Source organism: Mesorhizobium sp. HAY1-8B (genome assembly GCF_056868045.1).
Map to the genome: position 1 here is coordinate 1,120,888 of NZ_CP200321.1, position 19,045 is coordinate 1,139,932.

17 protein-coding genes are annotated in these 19,045 nt (G+C 64.8%); 6 read left to right on the forward strand and 11 right to left on the reverse strand.

Annotated elements, in window-relative coordinates; translation table 11 throughout:
- The first annotated feature begins 139 nt into the window (after nucleotides 1-139).
- Nucleotides 140-934 (forward strand): inositol monophosphatase family protein, encoded by a 795-nt coding sequence (locus AC1VON_RS05590; protein WP_483120859.1) that lies wholly within the window; start codon nucleotides 140-142, stop codon nucleotides 932-934.
- A 15-nt stretch (nucleotides 935-949) separates the two neighbouring features.
- Here the strand turns inward: AC1VON_RS05590 and AC1VON_RS05595 are convergent, their stop codons facing one another.
- Nucleotides 950-1,969, reverse strand: a complete 1,020-nt coding sequence (locus AC1VON_RS05595; protein ID WP_483126277.1) for a LacI family DNA-binding transcriptional regulator — start codon at nucleotides 1,967-1,969, stop codon at nucleotides 950-952.
- 219 nt (nucleotides 1,970-2,188) lie between these two features.
- Here AC1VON_RS05595 and AC1VON_RS05600 point away from each other — a divergent pair, with 219 nt between their 5' ends.
- From AC1VON_RS05600 to AC1VON_RS05610, 3 genes are read left to right on the forward strand one after another with little or no spacing between them, the layout of a single operon-like run.
- Entirely contained in the window at nucleotides 2,189-3,775 is a 1,587-nt protein-coding gene (locus AC1VON_RS05600) for a sugar ABC transporter ATP-binding protein (RefSeq protein ID WP_483120861.1), read from the forward strand.
- Nucleotides 3,772-5,091 (forward strand): ABC transporter permease, encoded by a 1,320-nt coding sequence (locus tag AC1VON_RS05605; RefSeq protein WP_172347558.1) that lies wholly within the window; start codon nucleotides 3,772-3,774, stop codon nucleotides 5,089-5,091. The genes AC1VON_RS05600 and AC1VON_RS05605 overlap by 4 nt, the downstream gene beginning before the upstream one ends.
- Nucleotides 5,088-6,056 (forward strand): substrate-binding domain-containing protein, encoded by a 969-nt coding sequence (locus tag AC1VON_RS05610; RefSeq protein WP_056568429.1) that lies wholly within the window; start codon nucleotides 5,088-5,090, stop codon nucleotides 6,054-6,056. The genes AC1VON_RS05605 and AC1VON_RS05610 overlap by 4 nt, the downstream gene beginning before the upstream one ends.
- 47 nt (nucleotides 6,057-6,103) lie before the next feature.
- Here the strand turns inward: AC1VON_RS05610 and AC1VON_RS05615 are convergent, their stop codons facing one another.
- From AC1VON_RS05615 to AC1VON_RS05640, 6 genes are read right to left on the reverse strand one after another with little or no spacing between them, the layout of a single operon-like run.
- A complete protein-coding gene (locus tag AC1VON_RS05615; RefSeq protein WP_172347557.1) occupies nucleotides 6,104-6,565 on the reverse strand; it encodes a MarR family winged helix-turn-helix transcriptional regulator in 462 nt (153 codons plus the stop codon).
- Nucleotides 6,562-7,146, reverse strand: a complete 585-nt coding sequence (locus AC1VON_RS05620; RefSeq protein ID WP_483120864.1) for an amino acid synthesis family protein — start codon at nucleotides 7,144-7,146, stop codon at nucleotides 6,562-6,564. The genes AC1VON_RS05615 and AC1VON_RS05620 overlap by 4 nt, the downstream gene beginning before the upstream one ends.
- Nucleotides 7,139-8,023, reverse strand: a complete 885-nt coding sequence (locus tag AC1VON_RS05625) for a UPF0280 family protein (protein WP_483120865.1) — start codon at nucleotides 8,021-8,023, stop codon at nucleotides 7,139-7,141. Before AC1VON_RS05625 ends, AC1VON_RS05620 begins: the two co-directional genes overlap by 8 nt.
- Nucleotides 8,023-9,564, reverse strand: a complete 1,542-nt coding sequence (locus AC1VON_RS05630) for a 6-hydroxynicotinate reductase (protein ID WP_483120867.1) — start codon at nucleotides 9,562-9,564, stop codon at nucleotides 8,023-8,025. Before AC1VON_RS05630 ends, AC1VON_RS05625 begins: the two co-directional genes overlap by 1 nt.
- On the reverse strand, nucleotides 9,561-12,395 hold the full coding sequence (locus AC1VON_RS05635; RefSeq protein ID WP_172347553.1) for a molybdopterin-dependent oxidoreductase: 2,835 nt from the start codon (nucleotides 12,393-12,395) through the stop codon (nucleotides 9,561-9,563). Before AC1VON_RS05635 ends, AC1VON_RS05630 begins: the two co-directional genes overlap by 4 nt.
- Nucleotides 12,392-13,252, reverse strand: coding sequence for an FAD binding domain-containing protein (locus tag AC1VON_RS05640; protein WP_172347552.1), 861 nt, complete (start codon nucleotides 13,250-13,252; stop codon nucleotides 12,392-12,394). The genes AC1VON_RS05635 and AC1VON_RS05640 overlap by 4 nt, the downstream gene beginning before the upstream one ends.
- A gap of 274 nt (nucleotides 13,253-13,526) precedes the next feature.
- On the opposite strand from AC1VON_RS05640, the gene pncA reads away from it, so the two are divergent.
- Together pncA and AC1VON_RS05650 are read left to right on the forward strand one after the other, a co-directional pair.
- Complete coding sequence (pncA, locus tag AC1VON_RS05645; RefSeq protein ID WP_172347551.1) at nucleotides 13,527-14,141, forward strand: bifunctional nicotinamidase/pyrazinamidase; 615 nt, start codon at nucleotides 13,527-13,529, stop codon at nucleotides 14,139-14,141.
- Between the two features lie 49 nt (nucleotides 14,142-14,190).
- Nucleotides 14,191-15,600 carry a sodium:proton antiporter gene (locus AC1VON_RS05650; protein WP_172347550.1) on the forward strand — a complete coding sequence of 470 codons (1,410 nt, stop codon included), beginning with the start codon at nucleotides 14,191-14,193 and terminating at the stop codon, nucleotides 15,598-15,600.
- Here AC1VON_RS05650 and AC1VON_RS05655 read toward each other — a convergent pair whose 3' ends face one another.
- Genes AC1VON_RS05655 through AC1VON_RS05670 form a run of 4 tightly spaced genes read right to left on the reverse strand, consistent with a single transcriptional unit; the run spans nucleotide 15,601 to nucleotide 18,894 of the window.
- Nucleotides 15,601-16,335: an ABC transporter ATP-binding protein gene (locus AC1VON_RS05655; RefSeq protein WP_172347549.1), complete on the reverse strand. Its 735-nt coding sequence runs from the start codon at nucleotides 16,333-16,335 to the stop codon at nucleotides 15,601-15,603.
- Nucleotides 16,332-17,057: an ABC transporter ATP-binding protein gene (locus AC1VON_RS05660; protein ID WP_172347548.1), complete on the reverse strand. Its 726-nt coding sequence runs from the start codon at nucleotides 17,055-17,057 to the stop codon at nucleotides 16,332-16,334. Before AC1VON_RS05660 ends, AC1VON_RS05655 begins: the two co-directional genes overlap by 4 nt.
- Nucleotides 17,054-18,016, reverse strand: coding sequence for a branched-chain amino acid ABC transporter permease (locus AC1VON_RS05665; RefSeq protein ID WP_172347547.1), 963 nt, complete (start codon nucleotides 18,014-18,016; stop codon nucleotides 17,054-17,056). The genes AC1VON_RS05660 and AC1VON_RS05665 overlap by 4 nt, the downstream gene beginning before the upstream one ends.
- Nucleotides 18,013-18,894 carry a branched-chain amino acid ABC transporter permease gene (locus AC1VON_RS05670; protein WP_172347546.1) on the reverse strand — a complete coding sequence of 294 codons (882 nt, stop codon included), beginning with the start codon at nucleotides 18,892-18,894 and terminating at the stop codon, nucleotides 18,013-18,015. The genes AC1VON_RS05665 and AC1VON_RS05670 overlap by 4 nt, the downstream gene beginning before the upstream one ends.
- Between the last annotated feature and the right edge of the window lie 151 nt (nucleotides 18,895-19,045).

Genomic DNA, 19,045 nt, shown 5'->3' on the forward strand with positions numbered 1-19,045 from the left:
TCTGCTTAAGTTTCTTTGTTTGCCGCAGGTTCTTGCCGCAAACCGCGGGACACTTTTACGGAACCTGCTTGGCAGGCACTGTTGCGGGCACCGCCGTTTTGCTATGGGCGGGTTTCCTTCCACGGATCGGAAACCTCCCTTGAAAAACGACCATGAAGCGCGCGAGCGGTTTGCCATCGATCTGGCGCGGCGCGCCGGTGACCTCGGGCTCGGATATTTCCGCGATCTGGAGAGCCTGACCATCGAGAGCAAGGGCCATCAGGACCTGGTCTCGCAAGCCGACCGCGAGGTCGAGCTGTTCATCCGCGCTGCAATCGCCGCCGACTATCCGCAAGACGGCATCGTCGGTGAGGAACATGCCTCCGTTGCCGGCTCGACAGGCCATGTCTGGGTCATCGATCCCATCGATGGCACCGCCAATTTCGTGCGCGGCATTCCGGCGTGGTGCGTGGTGATCGCTTGCGCCCGGGACGGGGAGACGGTCGTCGGCGTCATCCACGAGCCGTCGACCGACGAGACGTTTCACGGCAGGCTCGATGGCGGCGCCTTCGTCAACGGCCGGCCGATCAAGGCAAGCGCGGCGACCAGCCTGGAAGAAGGGTCGGTGGGGACCGGATTCTCGAACCGGGCCGAGGCCGAGAACATCGCCGTGCTGATCAAGAAGATCCTCGCCGAAGGCGGTGTCTTCTTCCGCAACGCGTCTGGCGCCCTGATGCTGGCCTATGTGGCCTCGGGCCGGCTGCTTGGCTATGTGGAAGAGCACATGAACGCCTGGGACTGCCTGGCCGGCATGCTGTTGATCGAGGAGGCCGGCGGTACCGTTCTGAAGGCGGATCGCAAGACTGTGCTGCAAAGCGGGACACAGGTCATATCAGGCGGCAAGGGCGTATTTTCGAAACTGCAGGCGCTTTGTTCGGGAGTGTTCAAGCCCTGATCCAACACGCGTCGTTCAGGCGCTCACGCTCTGCGCGATTGCTCCGAGCGGCCGGCACGAATTGCGGATCATCAGCCGGCCCTTGAGCACCAGCTTGCGCGGTGGCGCGTCCCGGTTGCCGGCAAGGCGGTCGAGCAACAGATTGGCCGCCTGTTCGCCAATCGCCTGCACCGGTTGCGCCACCGTGGTCAGTTGCGGCTGGAACACGTCGGACCACGGAAAATCGTCGAAGCAGGCGACCGAAATATCCTCCGGGCAGGACAGGCCGATGTCGCGTATCGCCTTCATGGTGCCGATCACCATCGGGTTGTTGGCCGAGAAGATCGCGCTTGGCCGATTGTGCAGCGACAGCAGCTGCATGGTCGCGTTGTAGCCGTCGATCTCATGGAAATTGCCGGAGCGAACCAGTTCCTCGGCCACCGGCAGGCCGGCCGCCCTAAGCGCCTCGCGGTATCCGGTCATACGGTCGTGCATGGGCGAAATATCGGACGTGCCGGTGATGTAGCCGATGCGCCGGTGGCCGAGATTGATCAGGTAGGTGATGGCGTCGAACACGGCGCGCTGGTTGTCGAGCACCACCGCATCGGTATCGACGCCCTCGCAGATGCGGTCCAGCAGCACGACGGGCACATTGGCGTCGTCGACGATCCCCTTGAGGATCGCGCCGTCTCCGACACGCGCCACGATCAGCCCGTCGACCATGCGGTCGAGCAAGAGCCTGATCTGGTCGTCCTGGGTGTTCAGATCCTCGTCCGTGCAGCAAAGCATGACGGCATAGCCGGCGCGGTCGAAGGCCTGCTGGATGACCGAGACGACATCGGTGAAGAACGGATTGGTGATGTGCGGCACGGTCAGGCCGATGGTGCGCGTCGTGCCCATTTTCAGGCTGCGGGCGATCGCATTGCGCTTGTAGCCGATATCGCGGATCGCCTGCTCGATGCGCTGGCTGAGTTCGGGGCTGACGGTCGCCGTGCCATTGATCAGCGCCGACACGGTGGCGACCGAGACACGCGCCGCTTCCGCCACATGCAGCATGGTCGGCGCCGTCGATTTTCGCTGTCTCGTCCGCTTGGATGCTGCCATTTCGAAACGTTTCGCCGGTGTCTGTTCGCCATACCTACGGAATATCAAGGTTTTTCGCAAGAATTGAAAAGGGTCAATCCTGCGTTATCAGATAGCGGCTTGACAGTATCGAAACGTTTAGAATAGCGTTTGGATGAGATTGACGAGGACGGAAGGGAGGCCGCCATTGTCATGGAGCACAGAGGTTCCATCGCCCATGGGCATGCCGCGGCGGCGGACCATTCCAATGTCGTCCTGAGCGCCGAGCGCATTTCCAAGAGCTTCGGCGGCATCGCCGCCCTGGTCGATGTCGGCTTCGAATTGCGGCGCGGCGAGGTCCATGCCCTGATGGGCGAGAACGGCGCCGGCAAGTCGACGCTGATGAAGATCCTCTCCGGCGTCTATACCGGCTACGAAGGCACGGTCAGCGTCGATGGAAGGCCGGTCAGCTTCGCCGGCGTGCGCGACGCCGAGGATGCCGGCATCGCCATCATCCACCAGGAGCTCAACCTGGTGCCGGAACTCAGTGTCGCCGACAACATCTTCCTCGGCCGCGAAAAACTGATCGCCGGGCTGATCGTCGATCGCAAGGCGAGCAGCCGAGCGGCGGCCGCCCTCCTGCAGCGGCTTGGCATCGAACTCGACCCGGAAGCGCGCGTCGGCGCCTTGCGCGTCGGCGAACAACAGCTGGTCGAAATCGCCAAGGCGCTGTCGATGTCGGCGCGCATCCTGATCATGGACGAGCCGACCTCGGCGCTTTCGCCCGCCGAATGCCAGCGGCTGTTCCGCATCATCCGCCAGCTTGCCGAAGGCGGCGTCGCCATCATCTACATCTCGCACCGCATCGACGAGGTGATGCATCTGGCCGGCCGCGTCACGGTATTCCGTGACGGGCGCCATGTGCTGACGCGGCCGATGGCCGAGCTTGACGAGAATGCCATCATTTCGGCGATGGTCGGACGGGACCTGCTCGCATCCTCCCAAGAAGAGCGGGATCCCGGCGGCCGAACCGTGCTTTCGGTCGGCAATCTGTCGCTGTCGAAGCCCGACCGCCAGGGCTGGCGCCAGGTGATCGACGGCGTCAGCTTCGATCTGGCCGCCGGCGAAATCCTCGGCATAGGCGGCCTTCTGGGCTCGGGCCGCACCGAGATCATGGAAGCGATCTTCGGCTCGGGCGATGGCCGTGCCGGCGGCGAGATTCAACTTGACGGCCGGTCCGTGAACATCCGCTCGCCGCGCGACGCCAGGCGGCTGGGCATCGCACTGGTCACCGAGGACCGCAAGACGCAAGGCCTGCACCTGCAGGCCTCGATCACGGACAATGTCGCGCTGCCGCTGGTCGGGTCGCTGGCACGCTTCGGCATCCGCTCGCTGGCCGGCGAGCAGGGATTGGCGCGGCAGGCGGTGAAGGCACTCGGCATACGCTGCCAGGACATCGATCAGCCCGCCGGCACGCTGTCGGGCGGCAACCAGCAGAAGGTCGTCATCGGCAAGTGGCTGGCGACCAGGCCGCGCGTGCTTTTGCTGGACGAGCCGACGCGCGGCATCGATGTCGGCGCCAAGCGCGAGATCTACGACCTCATCTTCCAGTTGGCGCGCGATGGCCTGGCCATCGCGGTGATCAGTTCCGAATTGCCGGAATTGCTGCATCTCTCGGATCGTATCCTGGTGATGGCCGACGGCCGCCAGACCGGCATTCTTTCCCGCGACGCGGCAAGCGAAGAGGCCATCATGCGCCTCGCCGCACCCCGCCGGACCCTATCGAGACCAGCCGCATGACTGCCCTGAAACTCCTGTCCCGCACCAAGCTCTATTGGGGCCTGATCGCCATATTCCTGATCGGCGTGCTCGGCTCGCCGGTGAGTTCCAAGGGCAACAACATCTTCCTGTCCTACGGCAATCTGCTCGACGTGCTGCGCCAGGTGTCGACCACCGGACTGATCGCCACCGGCATGACGGCGGTGATCATCACCGGCGGTATCGATCTTTCCGTCGGCTCCCTGATGGCCATCTGCTCGGTGGTCTGCGCCATGCTGCTGACGGTACCGGGTGTTACGCCGGGTGTCGTGCTGGGCGTGCCGACCGTCGCGCTGGTGGCGCTTTGCCTTGGCTTCGTCGTCACTCGCTTCATTTTCCTCAACGTGGAAAAATCCCGTGCCGGTCCGGATGCCGCCGCGCGGGATGTGAGGCTGGACAGCGTTCGCGGCCTGGTCACGCCGGCAATTGTCGGCGTGGTCCTGTGCTGCCTGTCGCTATGGTACCTGCTGCCGCAGATCGAGCCCAAATTCGGCGTGCTCGGTGTGCTTTTGGTGGCGCCCTGCGTCGGCCTGCTGTTCGGCGCCATCAACGGCTTCATCATCGTTGCCGGGCGGCTGCAGCCCTTCATCGTCACGCTGGCGATGATGGTCACGGCGCTCGGTATCGCCCGGCTCACCGCCGGCCAGAACAATGCCGTGCTGCCGGTCTATACCGGCTCGAACGCCACCGCCGATTTCGAGATGCTGCGCTCGCTGGTGTTCGGCGTCATCCCGATGCCCGGCCTGTTCTTCCTCGGCGCCATCCTGATCTATGGCGCCGTGCTGCGCTTCACGCCGTTCGGCCGCTATGTCTATGCCATCGGCGGCAATGAGGAGGCGGCACGGCTTTCCGGCATCGCCGCCGGCCGCGTCAAGATCGCGACCTATGCCGTCTCCGGCCTGCTCGCCGGCATCGCCGCGGTGCTCTATGTCGCGCAGTACCGGCAAGGCAAGCCCGATGCCGGCGCCGGGCTGGAGCTCGACGCAATCGCCGCCGTGGTCATCGGCGGCACCAGCCTGATGGGCGGACGCGGCAGCCTGATCGGCACGTTCTGCGGCGTGCTGATCTTCGGGCTGCTCTCCAACATACTGCAGCTCCACAACATCAATTCGAATCTACAGCTGGTGCTGAAGGGGATGATCATCATCGGCACCGTGCTCGTGCAGGAGCGCAATGCCGGCGATCTCCTGGCCTATCTGCGCCTGCCCGGCGGGCAACCGGCGCGCAAGGAAACGGCCGCAGCCAAGCGGCCGCCACAAGAGACCCCGTCTCTCAATCTCGGAGGAAACAAGAAATGAAACGACGTGACATGCTGAAGCTTGCCGCACTCGGCGCGGCATTGCTGACCACCACCGCGCTGCTTTCGACCGGCAATGCCTTCGCCCAGGACAAGAAGTGGAAGATCGGCTTCTCGCAGGTGACGACCATCGAGCCCTGGCGCGCCCAGTTCAACAAGGACATCATTGCCGAAGCCGCCAAGCATCCCGAGGTCGAGCTGATCATCACCGATGGCGAGGACAAGACCGAGAAGCAGGTCGCCGACGTCGAGAACCTGATCCGTCAGGAGGTCGACGCGCTGTTGGTGTCGCCGAAGGAATCCGCGGGCCTGACCGGCGTCGTGCAGCAGGCCATCGACGCCAAGATTCCGGTCTTCGTGCTCGACCGCAACGTCGATACCAAGGACTACACGCAGTTCGTCGGTGGCGATAACAAGCTGATCGGGCGCGCGGCAGGCGAGTATGCGGTCGAACTGCTCGGCGGCAAGGGCAAGGCGGCCGGCAATGTCGTCGAGATCTGGGGTGGCATGGGCACCCAGCCGGCGCATGACCGCCATGACGGCTTCCATGAATTCACCGACAAGGAGCCGGGCATCAAGTATCTGCTCGACCAGCAGTCGGGCGACTGGAAGCAGGACCAGGCCTACAATCTGATGGCCAACGCGCTGAAAACCAACGAGAAGATCGATCTCGTTTACGGCCACAACGATCCGATGGCCTACGGCGCCTATCTCGCCGCCAAGGATGTCGGCCGCGAGAAGGACATCAAGTTCATCGGCATTGACGGCCTGCCCAATGAAGGCGTGCAAATGGTGAACAAGGGCGAGCTGACGGCGACTTTCACCTACGTTACCCCCGGTGCCGAAGGCCTGCGCCAGGCAATCAAGTTCCTCAACGGCGAGAAGGTCGAAAAGACCATCACGCTGCCCACCGAGAAGATCACCAAGGAAAACGCCGCTCAGGTGCTGAAGGACAACGGACTCTGAGACGATACGCTTCTGCCGGGCGCTGATTGGCGTCCGGCAGGACCAGCCTACGCCAGCTTCGCCAGCAGCTTTGTGAACGTGGCGATCTCCTTGGCCGAGAGCGGCGCCAGTGTTTCCCTGGTGATCTCGCGGGCGAGCGGGATCAGCCGTTCGATCGCATCGCGACCCTCGGCGGTCAGATTGACCAGCAGCCGCCTTTTGTCGACCTCATGCCTGGAGAGTTCTACCAGGCCGCGCGCCTTCAGGCGGTCGATCACGCCCTTCACGGTCGCCGCGTCCATCGCGATCAGCGTGCCGAGCTGGTTCTGCGAGGTCTCGCCGACATCGCGCAGCTTGGCCAGTGCCGCGAATTGTGGCGGCGTCAGGTCGCCTATATGCGCGGCGAAGATAGACACATGGCGCTGGTGCGCCTTGCGCAGGATGAAGCCGACCTGTTCCTGGAGGAGGTAGTCATGTTCCCCAGGCTCTTCGGCCTCGACCAGCTTGAGCAGATTGTCCTCGCCGTTCACCGCAACCCGTCCCAGGCCTTGATGTCGTCGGCCGCAAGACCACCCATGCGATTATGGACGCGCGGGCCGCAGGTCATGGCGAGGCAGAACAGGATCTCGTCGGGACGCGGGCCGTCGCTGATGCCGACTTCCATCGCGTCGAAATGGCTGCGCACATAGGCGGCGTTGATGTGGCCGAGCGGTACGTCGAGCTTCGAGCCGAAGGCGCCGACTTTCTTCGCCGATGGCACGATCGCCTTGGCGTCGCCGAGCCGCTCGCGCATCGCGTAGCCGCCGGGCACATGCCAGAGCGCGCCGTGTTCCAGTTCGCCCGCCGTGCCGACGATGGCGCCCTTGCCGTAGCCGTCGATCTGCTTGACGTCGCCGCCGAGCACTGCGATCAGCCGGTCGCAGAGCAGCAGGCCGAGTGGCTTCAGATCGTCCATGGCACTCTGCAGATCCTCGACATAGCGCCCGGCGAACGGGTTCCTGACCACGGCCATGGCCGCCGCCCGCCGGCGCGGTACGTCCGCGACCGGTCCGCCCTCGTGAAAAATCTCTTCGCTCAGCACCGCGACCTTGCGGATCGGAAACTCAGGCATGGGCAACTTCCTCCCTCGGATTTTTGTTGGGCGCGGAAAGTGCAACCGAGCCACTGATGCGGGCCTCACCGCCAAGAAACAGCGCCGATGCGGCAATCAGCCCGCGCCGGCGAAAATCTTCGGCGACGGCAAGGCCATTGTCCAGCGCTTGCGCCACGTCGCCAAATGCCAGCGTGCCGACGGCTTGTGTCACCAGCCGCGCGCCGAGATCGCTGTCGGGCGACAGCTCCTGTGCCGGAATGCGCTTGATGGCGGGATTGCCGGGCAGATCGACCGCGTTGGCGATGAGCGTCGCCGCCGCATCGGCCTCGGCGCCGGTCCGCGCCAGCACGGTGACGGCGTCGGCAATGCCAAGCGAGAACGAGCGGCCGCGCCAGCCGCTGGTGGCAACGCCGCGAACGCCATCTTCCGCGCGGATCGTGATCCGGTCGGCCATGCCGTTGCCGGTGCCGGCGACCGCCAGACCGATCGACCGGCCCGTGCCGATGTGAAGAGCGCTGTCGCCGCCATTGTTGACATAGGCGCGATCGAGCCTGCGGCCGGCAAGCAATGCGGCGAGCATTTCGTCGGCTACCGATCCTGCAACGGCCGCCATCGGTGTTATGAAGCATTCCGCCAAGGGCATGACGGCGGCTTCCATGCGTCGCGCCGTCGCGCCGTCAAAGGCGCGCGGCCGCAGGAAAAACGCCGGGAGCCGCAATTCGGGAAGCTCCCTGACCAACTCGATCAGGATCGTCTGGAAGCGCGCGACAGCCTGGGCGTAGGCGGCACGGCATTCGTCCGCCTCGCCAAAGGCCTCGACGATCAGGTCGATCGGCCCGTGGTTGAGGTGCAGCCGCTTGCCGTCCTGCAGCCAGTGGACTTGCGGGCCGTCCATCATCCGGCTCGGTTCGAGGCGGCACGCCGCAATTGCGCGAGCGGCGGCCATGGATTGTCGGACGGCGCGCCGGTTCCGCGACGCGGGTTGAGGTATTCGCCGCCCTTGGCGACGATGTCCTCGACGCTGCGGATTTCGGCCTCGTAGCCGCCGAGCCTGATATAGTCGTCGCGGCGCAGCGTGAATTCGATCGGCGCCACCAGCGCTGGTGTCGGCACATAGCCGAAAGCACCTTCCGGCACCCGCGTCACGTCGACCATCAGCGTGATGCCGCCGCCCGGCCAGACATAGACCGGCGCGCCGCCGACCGTCACATAGGTCTTCAGGCCTTGCACCGACCGGGTGAGATTGACCGGGTTTTCGGTGACGCCGGCACGCAGCGAACCGCCGGCGCCGCCGATGAACAGCACGGTACACAGCGCCGGCTCGCAATTGTCCTCGATCAGATTGACCGACTTCCGCAGCCGTTCGGGAAACGGTTTTTCGACAGGTTTCAATTCGTCGTCGAGTTCGTAGTAGGCGAATTGTTCGCCTGTGGTCGAAACCATCAGCAACGACAGGCCTGGCCGCGCGCCCTTCTTGGCGTTCCAGTCGCCAAGGATCGACAGCGGGTCGGAAATCGAGGTGCCGCCCCAGCCGAGGCCAGGCTCGGAGACCTTGAAATAGCGGCCTGGCGTCGAGCGGCGGCCGATGATCTTGATCCCCGTATCTTGCCAGCCCAGCACCTTGCCGGCCTGATGCTCGGAAACGACGCCGGTGATGTGGTCGTCGACCACCACCACCTCGTCGACCAGCCCGCGCCATTGCGTGGCGAACATGCCGATCGTCGCCGAGCCGCAGCCGACGCGCATGCGGTGCTCCTGCTTGCCGTCGATGACGGGTGGTTTGCCGGCTTCGACGATGATGGTGGCGCCGCCATCGATGGTCAGTTCCACCGGCTTGCGGTTGCACAGATTGAGCAGCGCATCGCAGGTGGCGCGGCCTTCGGCCTTGGAGCCGCCGGTGAGGTGATGCACGCCGCCCAGCGACAGCATCTGCGAGCCATATTCGCCTGTCGTGACATGGCCGATCGCCTCGCCCTCGGCCCGAACAACAGCCGTTTCCGGTCCGATATGACGGTCGGTATCGATCTTCACCTTGACGCCGCAATACGAAAAGATGCCTTCGGTGACGACCGTGACGAGATCGACGCCCTCGACCTCCTGGCTGACGATGAACGGCGCCGGCTTGTAGTCGGGATAGGTGGTGCCGGCGCCTATTGCCGTGACGAAGCGGCGCCCGGCGTTGACCAGTTCGCCGTCCCAGGCCTCGCCGTCGGCGACGAAAGGTACGATCGCCGCGCCGGTCTCGGCCGCGTGGTCGAGGATGGCCAGCGGGTCCATGCGTACGATCCGGCCGCCGGTATTGCCGTAGCGGTCGCAGGCGCCGGTGCGGCCATCGGCGATGTAGCACATGACCGGACAGGCATCGCAGCGGATCTTCTCCGCCACCAGCTTCTCGCCGGGATCATGTGTTTCGAAGCGCTCGGCAAGCTCGCTCATGGGCGTGCTTCCTTTTCGCGGACGCCATCTTTTTCACGAATGCCAGCGCGCAGACGCGTCGGCGTCGCCGGAATCTTGGTGACCAGAACGCCGGTGGCATGGCGGATGGCGTTGAGGATCGCGGGTGCGGTCGGGATCAGCACATGCTCGCCCAGGCCCTTGGCGCCGAACGGGCCCTCCGGATCGGGAACCTCGATCAGGATGGTCTCGATCGGCGGCACGTCGCCTATGGTCGGGATGAGATAGTCGTGCAAATTCTCCGTGCGACCGGGGATATATTCTTCCATCAGCGCCATGCCGATGCCTTGCGCGATGCCGCCCTCGATCTGGCCTTCGACCAGCAGTGGGTTGATCGCCTTGCCGACATCGTGCGCGGCGGTGATTTTCAGCAGCTTCACCGTGCCGAGCTTGAGATCGACCTCGAGTTCGGCGATCTGCGCACCGAAGCCGTACACAGCGTAGGGCTTGCCCTGGCCCTTGGCATCGAGCAGGAGTGTCGGTGGGTCGTAGGTCTCCTCGGCGCGGAAGACGAAGCCATCGGCATCGACGTCGAGCGAGGCGAGATCGATGCGGCGTGTGGCCTCGCCCTCGCGGATTACGATTGCCACACCATCCAACTGGAGGGATGCCTTTTCCGAGACATTGGCAAAGCGCAGGATCTTCTCGCGCAACGCGCGGCCGGCCTTCTCGGCCGCCTTGCCGGTCACGAAAGTCTGGCGCGAGGCGGAAGTCTTGCCGGCATCGGGGCTGATCGCCGTGTCGGCGCTCTTCAGCCGGAATTTCTCCAGCGGCAGGCCGAGCGCGTCGGCGCAGATCTGGCTGATGACGGTGTTGGAGCCCTGGCCGATATCGACGGCGCCCTGGTGCAGGATGACCGTGCCGTCAGCTGCTATGCCGACCCGGATGGTCGATGGATTGGGCAGCGAGGTGTTACCGCAGCCATACCAGCAGGATGCCACGCCGACACCGCGCTTTTTGTCCGCGTGGGCATGGTTGAACGCGTCCGCGTCGGCTGTCGCGCGCGCCCAATGCGGCCGCAGCGCCTCAAGGCACTCGGCAATGCCGACGCCGGACTCCAGACGTTGGCCGGTAACCGTTTCGGAGCCGTTCCGAAGGCAGTTTTTCAGGCGAAAGTCGAGGCGGTCGATACCAAGCTTGCCGGCCAGCTCGTCATAGAGCGTCTCCTGCATGATCGTCGCCTGGGGCACGCCGAAGCCGCGGAAGGCGCCGGAAATCGGACCATGCGTATGGATGGCGCGGCCCTCGGCGCGATAGTTGGGCGTCGCATAGGGTCCGGAAGCATGCACCGGCACTCGGTTGGCAACGGTCGGGCCCCAGCTTGCATAGGCGCCGGTGTTGAAATCGCCGGCAAAGGTCATGCCGGTGACATGGCCTTCAGCGTCCACGCCGATGGTCGCCCTCATCTCAGCCGGATGGCGCTTGGTGGTCGATGTCATCGATTCGTTGCGGGTGTAGGCCAGCGCCGCCGGTCGGCCGGTTTTCAGCGCCACGAGGCCGATCAGCGGCTGCAGTGAAACGTCGAGTTTCGAGCCGAAACCGCCGCCGGTCGCGGTCGGCACGATGCGCACCTTGTCGACGGCAAGGCCAAGCACCTTCGCCGTCTCGTCGCGGTCCATGTAGGGCGCCTGCGTGCAGGCGACGACAACTAGCGTGTCGCCATCCAGATAGGCATAGCCGGCTTCCGGTTCGATGTAGGCGTGCTCGACATAGGATGTTTCGATGGCGCCGCTTACGGTGACGGCGGCATTGGCGAGCGCCGCCTCAGGATCGCCGCGCTCGACAAGGCCCTTGGTCAGAAGGTTGGCCGGGCGGTTGTCATGGACCCGTGCCGCGCCTTCGGCCTGCGCTTCGCAAGGTTGCAGGAAATGCGGCAATTCGGTCCAGCGGACCGGGAAATCCGACAGGTCGAGATCGAGGATCGCCTCGCGCTCGCCAGCGACCAGCGCCACCGCCTCGCCGCGCAGCCGCGCAAATCCTTCGGCCAGTGCCGGCTGATCGGCGAACGGGCCGATCGCACCGAAGCAGTTCTTTCCCGGAATGTCGGCCGCCGTGAAGACACCGGCGATGCCGGGGTGTCTCTTAGCCCAGTCATCGAGATCGTCGAAGGCAAAGCCGGCGTGATAATGCGGCGAGCGGACCACCAGCACGGCGAGCGCATCGGCCGGGAAGGAATCGCCGCCGAATTTCTCAGCCCCGGTCACCTTTGGCACGCCATCGAGCCTGACAGGGGACGCGCCGATGGCATGCCCGGACCGAGGCAGACGGAAATCCAGGCTCGCTGTCTGAAGGGACGCCTCCATCACCGCCGCGATGATCTTCCGGTAGCCGGTGCAACGACACAGAATCCCGCCCAGTGCATCCTGCACCTCGGTCTCGGTCGGCCTGGGTGTCGTGTCCAGGAGCGCTGTCGCCGCGACCAGCAGTGCCGGCGTGCAGATGCCGCATTGCGCAGCGCCATGGGCGAGAAACGAGGCCTGCAGTGCCGAGAGCCGGCCATTGGCAAGTCCCTCGACTGTTGTCACTGCCGCCCCTGCTACGGAAGCCGCCGGCATCAGGCAGGCGCAGACGGGAGCGCCGTCGACCAGCACCGTGCAGGCGCCGCAATCGCCGGCATCGCAGCCGACCTTGGTGCCGGTTAGCCGCAATTCGTCGCGCAGCACCTGGGACAGCCGGCGCAGCGGCGGCACATTGACCAGGACGGCGTCGCCATTGACCGCGAAGGCTATGTCGGCGCGTTCAGGGCCGAGGCCGGGCGTGCCTCCGCCCAGATCGGGCAGGGCTTCAGTCACTTCAGGCAGAAGCTGGTTCATGCCGCCACCATGTGGTCGTTCGTTGGACCGGCGGCCGTCAGCACGGCGCGGGCGACAATCTCGCGCACAGCATCGAGCCGGTATTCCGCGCTGCCGCGCACGTCGGCGATCGGCAACAGTTCCGTGATCGATGCGGACTGGACCGCATCAGCGAGCCGGTGATCCACAGGCAATCCGAGCAGCGCCGCCTCGACGCCGGCAAGGCGCCTGGCGACGGCCGAGCACGACCCGACGGCGATGGCCGCTTCGGTCACTGTGCCGTTCTCGACGATCAGACGCGCCGCCACCATGGCGATGGAAATGACGAGATAGCGCCGCGCGCCGAGCTTGACGAAAGCCGACGTGCCCGTTGCAGCGGGCTTCGGCACGCGGATGGCGCTGACCATCTCCCCCGCTCGCAAGGCCGTTTGGCGGTTGCCGAGAATGAAATCCGGCAGGGGCAGGTAGCGCGTCACTGTAGCTGAACGCAGTTCGACTTCGGCATCAAGCACGAGCAGGCCCGGCACGCCATCGGCGGCCGGCGAGGCGTTGCAGAGATTGCCCGCGACCGAGGCGACGTTCTGGATTTGCGGCGAGCCGACCTCGCGCGCGGCCTGTTTCAGCGCATCGAAGGCGGGCGGCAAGGGATGGCGGATGATGTCGGTCCATGTCGTGCGTGCACCGATGACAAAGTGGTCATCCGTCTCGGCGATGCCGCTCAGCGCAGTGAGGCCATTGATGTCGAGGACATTGTCGCGGAACGGCTTCGTGCCTTGTGCCGGATAGAAATCCGTACCGCCGGCGAGGATGCGCCAGGCGCCCTCGCCAAGCAGCGCGAGCGCCTCATCGACCGTGGTGGGTTTCGCGTAACGGATCACGCTTTGCCTTCCCAGAGAGTGGGCCTTCCCCGAATTTGGCCCTCCCAAGGATTTTCCCCTGGGATCATGTTGCCGGTTTCGAACCGGAAATTCATTCGTATGCAAATGATATCAAGCCGGTGGAAATTGTCAAAGCCAGAGTTTGAGGTGTCGCACCTGACGGGCCGCATGCAACGAGATTGTTACGCCTTCGGAGGTTGACGTGCGCGGCCATCTGGTCAAGTTTCTGCCTCCGGTCGCAACAGCGGCATCGAGACAGAGGGAAGGAAGCCGCATGGCCGACGAAGCGCTTGTTGTCATCGACCTGCAGAACGACTTTTGCCCGGGCGGCGCGTTGGCCGTGACCGGGGGTGACGAGATCGTGCCGCTGGTCAACGATATGATCCGGCGGACCGACCATGTCGTGTTGACGCAGGACTGGCACCCCGCCGGCCATTCGAGCTTTGCCTCCAGCCATCCGGGCGCGCAGCCTTTCACCATGATCGAGATGCCCTATGGCCAGCAGACGCTGTGGCCGGACCATTGCATCCAGGGCAGCCTCGGCTCGGATTTCCATTCCGGCCTTGCCTGGACCAAGGCCGAGCTCGTCATCCGCAAGGGGTTTCGCCCAGCGATCGACAGCTATTCGGCGTTCTTCGAGAACGACCACACGACGCCGACGGGTCTCGCCGGCTATCTCAGGGAGCGCGGCATCGACAGTCTGACCCTGGTCGGCCTGGCGACCGATTTCTGCGTCGGCTTTTCAGCGCTGGACGCTGTCAGCCAGGGGTTCAACACCACCGTCCGGCTCGACGCCTGCCGCGGCATCGACCTCAACGGCTCGCTCAATGCCATGCTGCGTCGCATGCGCGATGCCGGCGTGACGCTTGAAGACCATTTGTCGGACTGAACGGACGGTGGGGCATCAGGGGGACCTTTCGCGGATCACCGCAGGCGCAATGACGGGTGCCGCCATCGCCGTCGCGATGCTGTTCCCGGAAGCGGCTTTAGCGGCCGAGGAACACGCGTTGCCCGGCGCCTCGATGTCGCTGTGGTGGGCACTTCCCTTTGCCGGCCTGCTGCTGTCGATTGCCACCGGCCCGCTGCTGTTCCACCATGTTTGGGAGCACCACTACGGCAAGATCGCGGCGCTTTGGGCCGCATTTGTGGTGGTGCCTTTGGCTCTTGCCTTCGGTCTGCCTTCGGCGACCGAGGCGGTGCTGCATGCGCTGCTTACCGAATACATGTCCTTCATCATCCTGCTGTTTGCGCTGTTCACCATTTCGGGCGGCATTCTGGTCGCCGGCAACATCCACGGCACGCCGCTGGTCAATGCCGGGCTGCTGCTGGTCGGCGCGCTGCTCGCCTCGGTCATAGGCACGACGGGCGCCTCGATGATCCTGATCCGGCCGATCATCCGCGCCAACGACAACAGGCCGTTCAATGCCCATGTCGTCGTCTTCTTCATCTTCCTGGTGTCCAATATCGGCGGCTCGCTGACGCCGCTCGGCGATCCGCCGCTGTTCGTTGGCTTCCTGCGTGGCATCGACTTCTTCTGGACGACCACGAACCTCTATCGGGAAACGCTGTTCGTCGGCGGCCTGGTGCTGGCGGCGTTCCTGGCGATCGACATCATCCTGCACCGGCGCGAGGCAGGCGCGCCGAAGATCAAGGACCCGACACCGGATTCGAAGATACGCATTCGAGGCCTGCCAAACATTCCGCTGCTGGCCGGGGTCATCGGCGCCATCCTGCTGTCGGCGACATGGAAGCCTGAGATCAGCGTCTCCATTCAAGGCGTGACGCTGGAACTGCAGAACCTGGTGCGCGACGGCGTCATCCTGGCGCTCGCCTTCGTCTCGCTGGCGGTTTCGCGCAAGGAATACCGCGAGGCGAACGGCTTCAACTGGGGACCGATCGCGGAAGTGGCAAAACTGTTTGCCGGCATCTTCATCTGCATCGTGCCGGTCATTGCCATTTTGAGAGCCGGCCATGAGGGCGCGCTGGCGCCGCTGGTCGCGCTCGTCACCTCGGCGCAAGGCACGCCCAACGACCTCGCCTATTTCTGGCTGACCGGAGCGCTGTCGTCCTTCCTCGACAATGCGCCGACCTACCTGGTGTTCTTCGAGCTTGCCGGCGGCGATCCACGCCATCTGATGACCGAATTCGCCTCGACGCTTGCGGCGATCTCGGCGGGTGCGGTGTTCATGGGCGCCAACACCTATATCGGCAATGCGCCCAACTTCATGGTCTATGCCATCGCCAGGCAGCGCGGCGTCGGGATGCCGGGCTTCTTCGGCTACATGCTGTGGTCCGGGCTGGTGCTGATCCCGACTTTCTTGATCGCGGGCTTTGTGTTTTTCGGCTGATCAACCAACGCCGACATAGCGCCTGACCGCCGATGGATCGGCACGCAGTTCCTCGACATCGACCGTCTCGCGGTTGCGGCCATTCTCGATGAACGAGACGCGGTCGGCGACCGACAGCACCGCGTCGACCCGCTGCTCGACCAGGATGGTCGAGACACCCATGTCGCGCAGCGTCGAAACCGTCTCGCGGATCTTGGCGATCATCGACGGCATCAGACCTTCGGTCGGCTCGTCGAGCAAGAGCACCTGCGGCTCGAGGCAGAGCGCGCGCGCCATCGCCAGCATCTGCTGCTCACCGCCCGACAAGGTGCCCGACCGTTGCCGCAACCGCTGGCGCAGCAGCGGGAAGAGGTCGAGCACGTTTTCGCGCACGGCTTTGCCCTTGCTGCGTGCCATCAGGCCGATCTCGATGTTTTCCGCCACCGTCATCTCGGCGAACAGCCGCCGGCCCTGCGGCACATAGGCGACGCCGGCCTTCGGCACCTCATGCGCCGGCAGGCCGGTCAATTCCCGGCCGTCGAGCCTGATCGAGCCGGCGCTTGACGGAACCAGTCCCATGATCGCCTTCAGCGTCGTCGTCTTGCCGGCGCCGTTGCGGCCGAACAGGCACAGCACCTCGCCCTTGTTCAGCACGAGGTCGAGACCGTAGAGCACCTGGACCTCCCCATAGAAGCAGTCCAGTCCCGAGATCACCAGCGCTTCAGACTTTGTCTCCGCCTTGTTCGTTTCGGTCATGGGGCGGTCCCCAGATAGGCCTCCTGCACCGCTGCGTTCTCGCGGATCGCTTCCGGCGTGCCTTCGGCCAGGATCTTGCCGGCGTTGAAGACGGTGATGCGGCCGGCCAGATGCATGACCACAGGCATGTTATGTTCGATCAGCAGCACGGTGGCGTTTTTGGCGATCTCGCGCACCAGGGTGATGAAATTGTCGATCTCGCCGTCGGCCAGCCCTTGCGTCGGCTCGTCGAGGATCAGCAGGCGCGGCTTCAGTGCAAGGCCCATCGCCACTTCCAGCAGGCGCTGATGGCCATAGGATAATTGTCCGGCCGGCATGGCGGCTTGGTCGGCAAGGCCGGTGCGTTCGAGCGCCGCCATGACGGCGGCCTGTATCGCGCTCTTGGAAGGGCCATGCCGCAGTGTCAGTTGCGCGGGCAGCGCGACGTTGGCGTAAACGGACAGGTTGGCATAGACGCTGGTGATCTGGAACGTGTAGGCGATGCCTTGGCGGACCCGGACGTAGGCCGGCTGGCTGGTGATGTCGACGCCGTCGAAGACGATCATGCCGGAAGAGGGCTGGATACGGCCGCTGACCAGGCTGACGAAGGTGGTCTTGCCGGCGCCGTTGGGGCCGATGACGGCGCGGATCTCGCCCGGCATCAAGGTGAAATCGACATTGTCGACGGCGCGCAGGCCGCCGAAATTGCGCGACAGGCCCTTGGTGATCAAAAGTGGTGTCATGGCAGCCACCCGAGCCAGCGCTGACGGATGCTGCCGAGAATGCCCTTGGGGAAAAACAGCACCAGCAGGATCAGTGCGATGCCGACGATCAGCAGATAGGCGGAGGTGTAGCCGCTGGTGATGTCGATGACATAGTACATGAAGACCGTGCCGATCAGCGGCCCGAGCGTGGTGGCGCCGCCGCCGAGCAGCACCCACAGCAACGGCAGGATCGAGTATTGCACCGAGGCGAAGCTCGATCCGACATAGCCGAACAGCAGCGCGTAGGCAGCGCCCGAGGCGGCGCAGATAGTGCCGGAGACGACGACTGCCGCGAGCTTGTTGGAGAAGGTGTCGTAGCCGAGCATCTTCGTGCGTTCCTCGTTCTCGCGGATGGCGACCAACACCCGGCCATAGCGGGAGCGGACGATGGCCAGCGTGATCAGCAGCACGAGCGAGAACAGCGCCAGCGCCGTCATATAGCGCACGGTCGGGTTGGTGAGGTCAAGCGCGGTCGCGCCGAAAGTGAGGACACGCGCCGGCTGCGGCACGACCATGCCCTGGTCGCCACCGGTCCACGCCGCGAAGTAGAGGATGAGGAGGTAAAAGACCTGCGCGAACATCATGGTGACGATCATGAAGGCGACGCCCGTGGTGCGCAGTGCAAGAAGGCCGATCATCAGCGCCAGCACCGCGCCGCAGGCAATCCCGCTGAGGAAGGCCAGTGGCACGTCCCAGCCGAGCTGGATGACGGCAAGGCCGGCGCCGTAAAGCCCGGCGCCGAAGAACATGGCATGGCCGAGGCTGAGCAGGCCGACATAGCCGAACAGCATGTTGTAGCCCATGGCGAACACCGCCAGCACCATGATGCGGGCGAGAAGGCCGTGATAGTACTCAGGCAGCACGAAGCTCAGCACGAAGAGCAGGATGATGACGCCGAGATGCAGCGCATAGGCCTTTGCCGGCGAAGCTTCGCTCATCGCGATGCCGTTCCGAACAGGCCTTGCGGCCGGAACACCAGCACCATGGCGACCAGCAGCGTGGCGATGATCTTGGCCAGGGTCGGCGAGAAGAACATCGAGATGATGCCATCGGACAGGCCGATCAGCACGGCGGCGACGACGGTGCCGCGCAGCGAGCCGAGGCCGCCGATGATGACGACGATGAAGGAAAGCAGCAGCGGGTCCTGTCCCATCAGATAATGCGCCTGGCTGATCGGCACGATCAGCACCGCGGCGATCGCCGCCAGCATGGCGCCGAGCGCGAAGACGCCACCGTAGACACGGTCGACCGGGATGCCGAACGCTTGCGCCGTCTCGCTGTCATACTGCGTGGCGCGCATGATGAGGCCGATTTTGGTGCGTGTCAGCACCAGCCATGTGGCGATCAAGAGAAGAGCGGAAGCTGCGATGATGGACAGTTTGTAGCCGGAGTAGCCGAACCACGGCAAAAGGATGCGGTAGCTGAACGGCGGCTCCACCGGCCGCGCCTCCGGACCATAGAAGGTCAGCGCCAGCTGCTGGATGATGTAGAGCATGCCGATGGTGGCGACGATGGTGGCTTCCGGATTGTAGTTGAGCCGGCGCAGCACCAGCTGTTCGGCGATCAGGGCAATGGTGCCGACGATCAGCGGCGCAATCACCAGTGCCGCCAGGAAGCCGAGCGCCGGGTGGCCGCCGATCGCCGTGGAGATCGCCCAGGCGAGCACCGCGCCCAGCATGAAGAACTCGCCATGCGCGACATTGACCACCCGCATCACGCCGAACACCAGCGACAGCCCAAGCGCCGTCAGCGCCAGCACGGCGGAGGTGACGAGGCCTTCGAGGGCGGCAAGGAGGAGATGGGGTCCGAAGTGCATTCAGGGCGCCCTTAACCCTCCCCCTTGTGGGGAGGGTGACCGCCAAGCGGTCGGGTGGGGGGGTGGGGCTTGGGCCGTCGCGACCCCAACCCCGTCTCATAGGCTTCGCAAGAACGCGAACCCTATTCGCCGACCCTCCCCACAAGGGGGG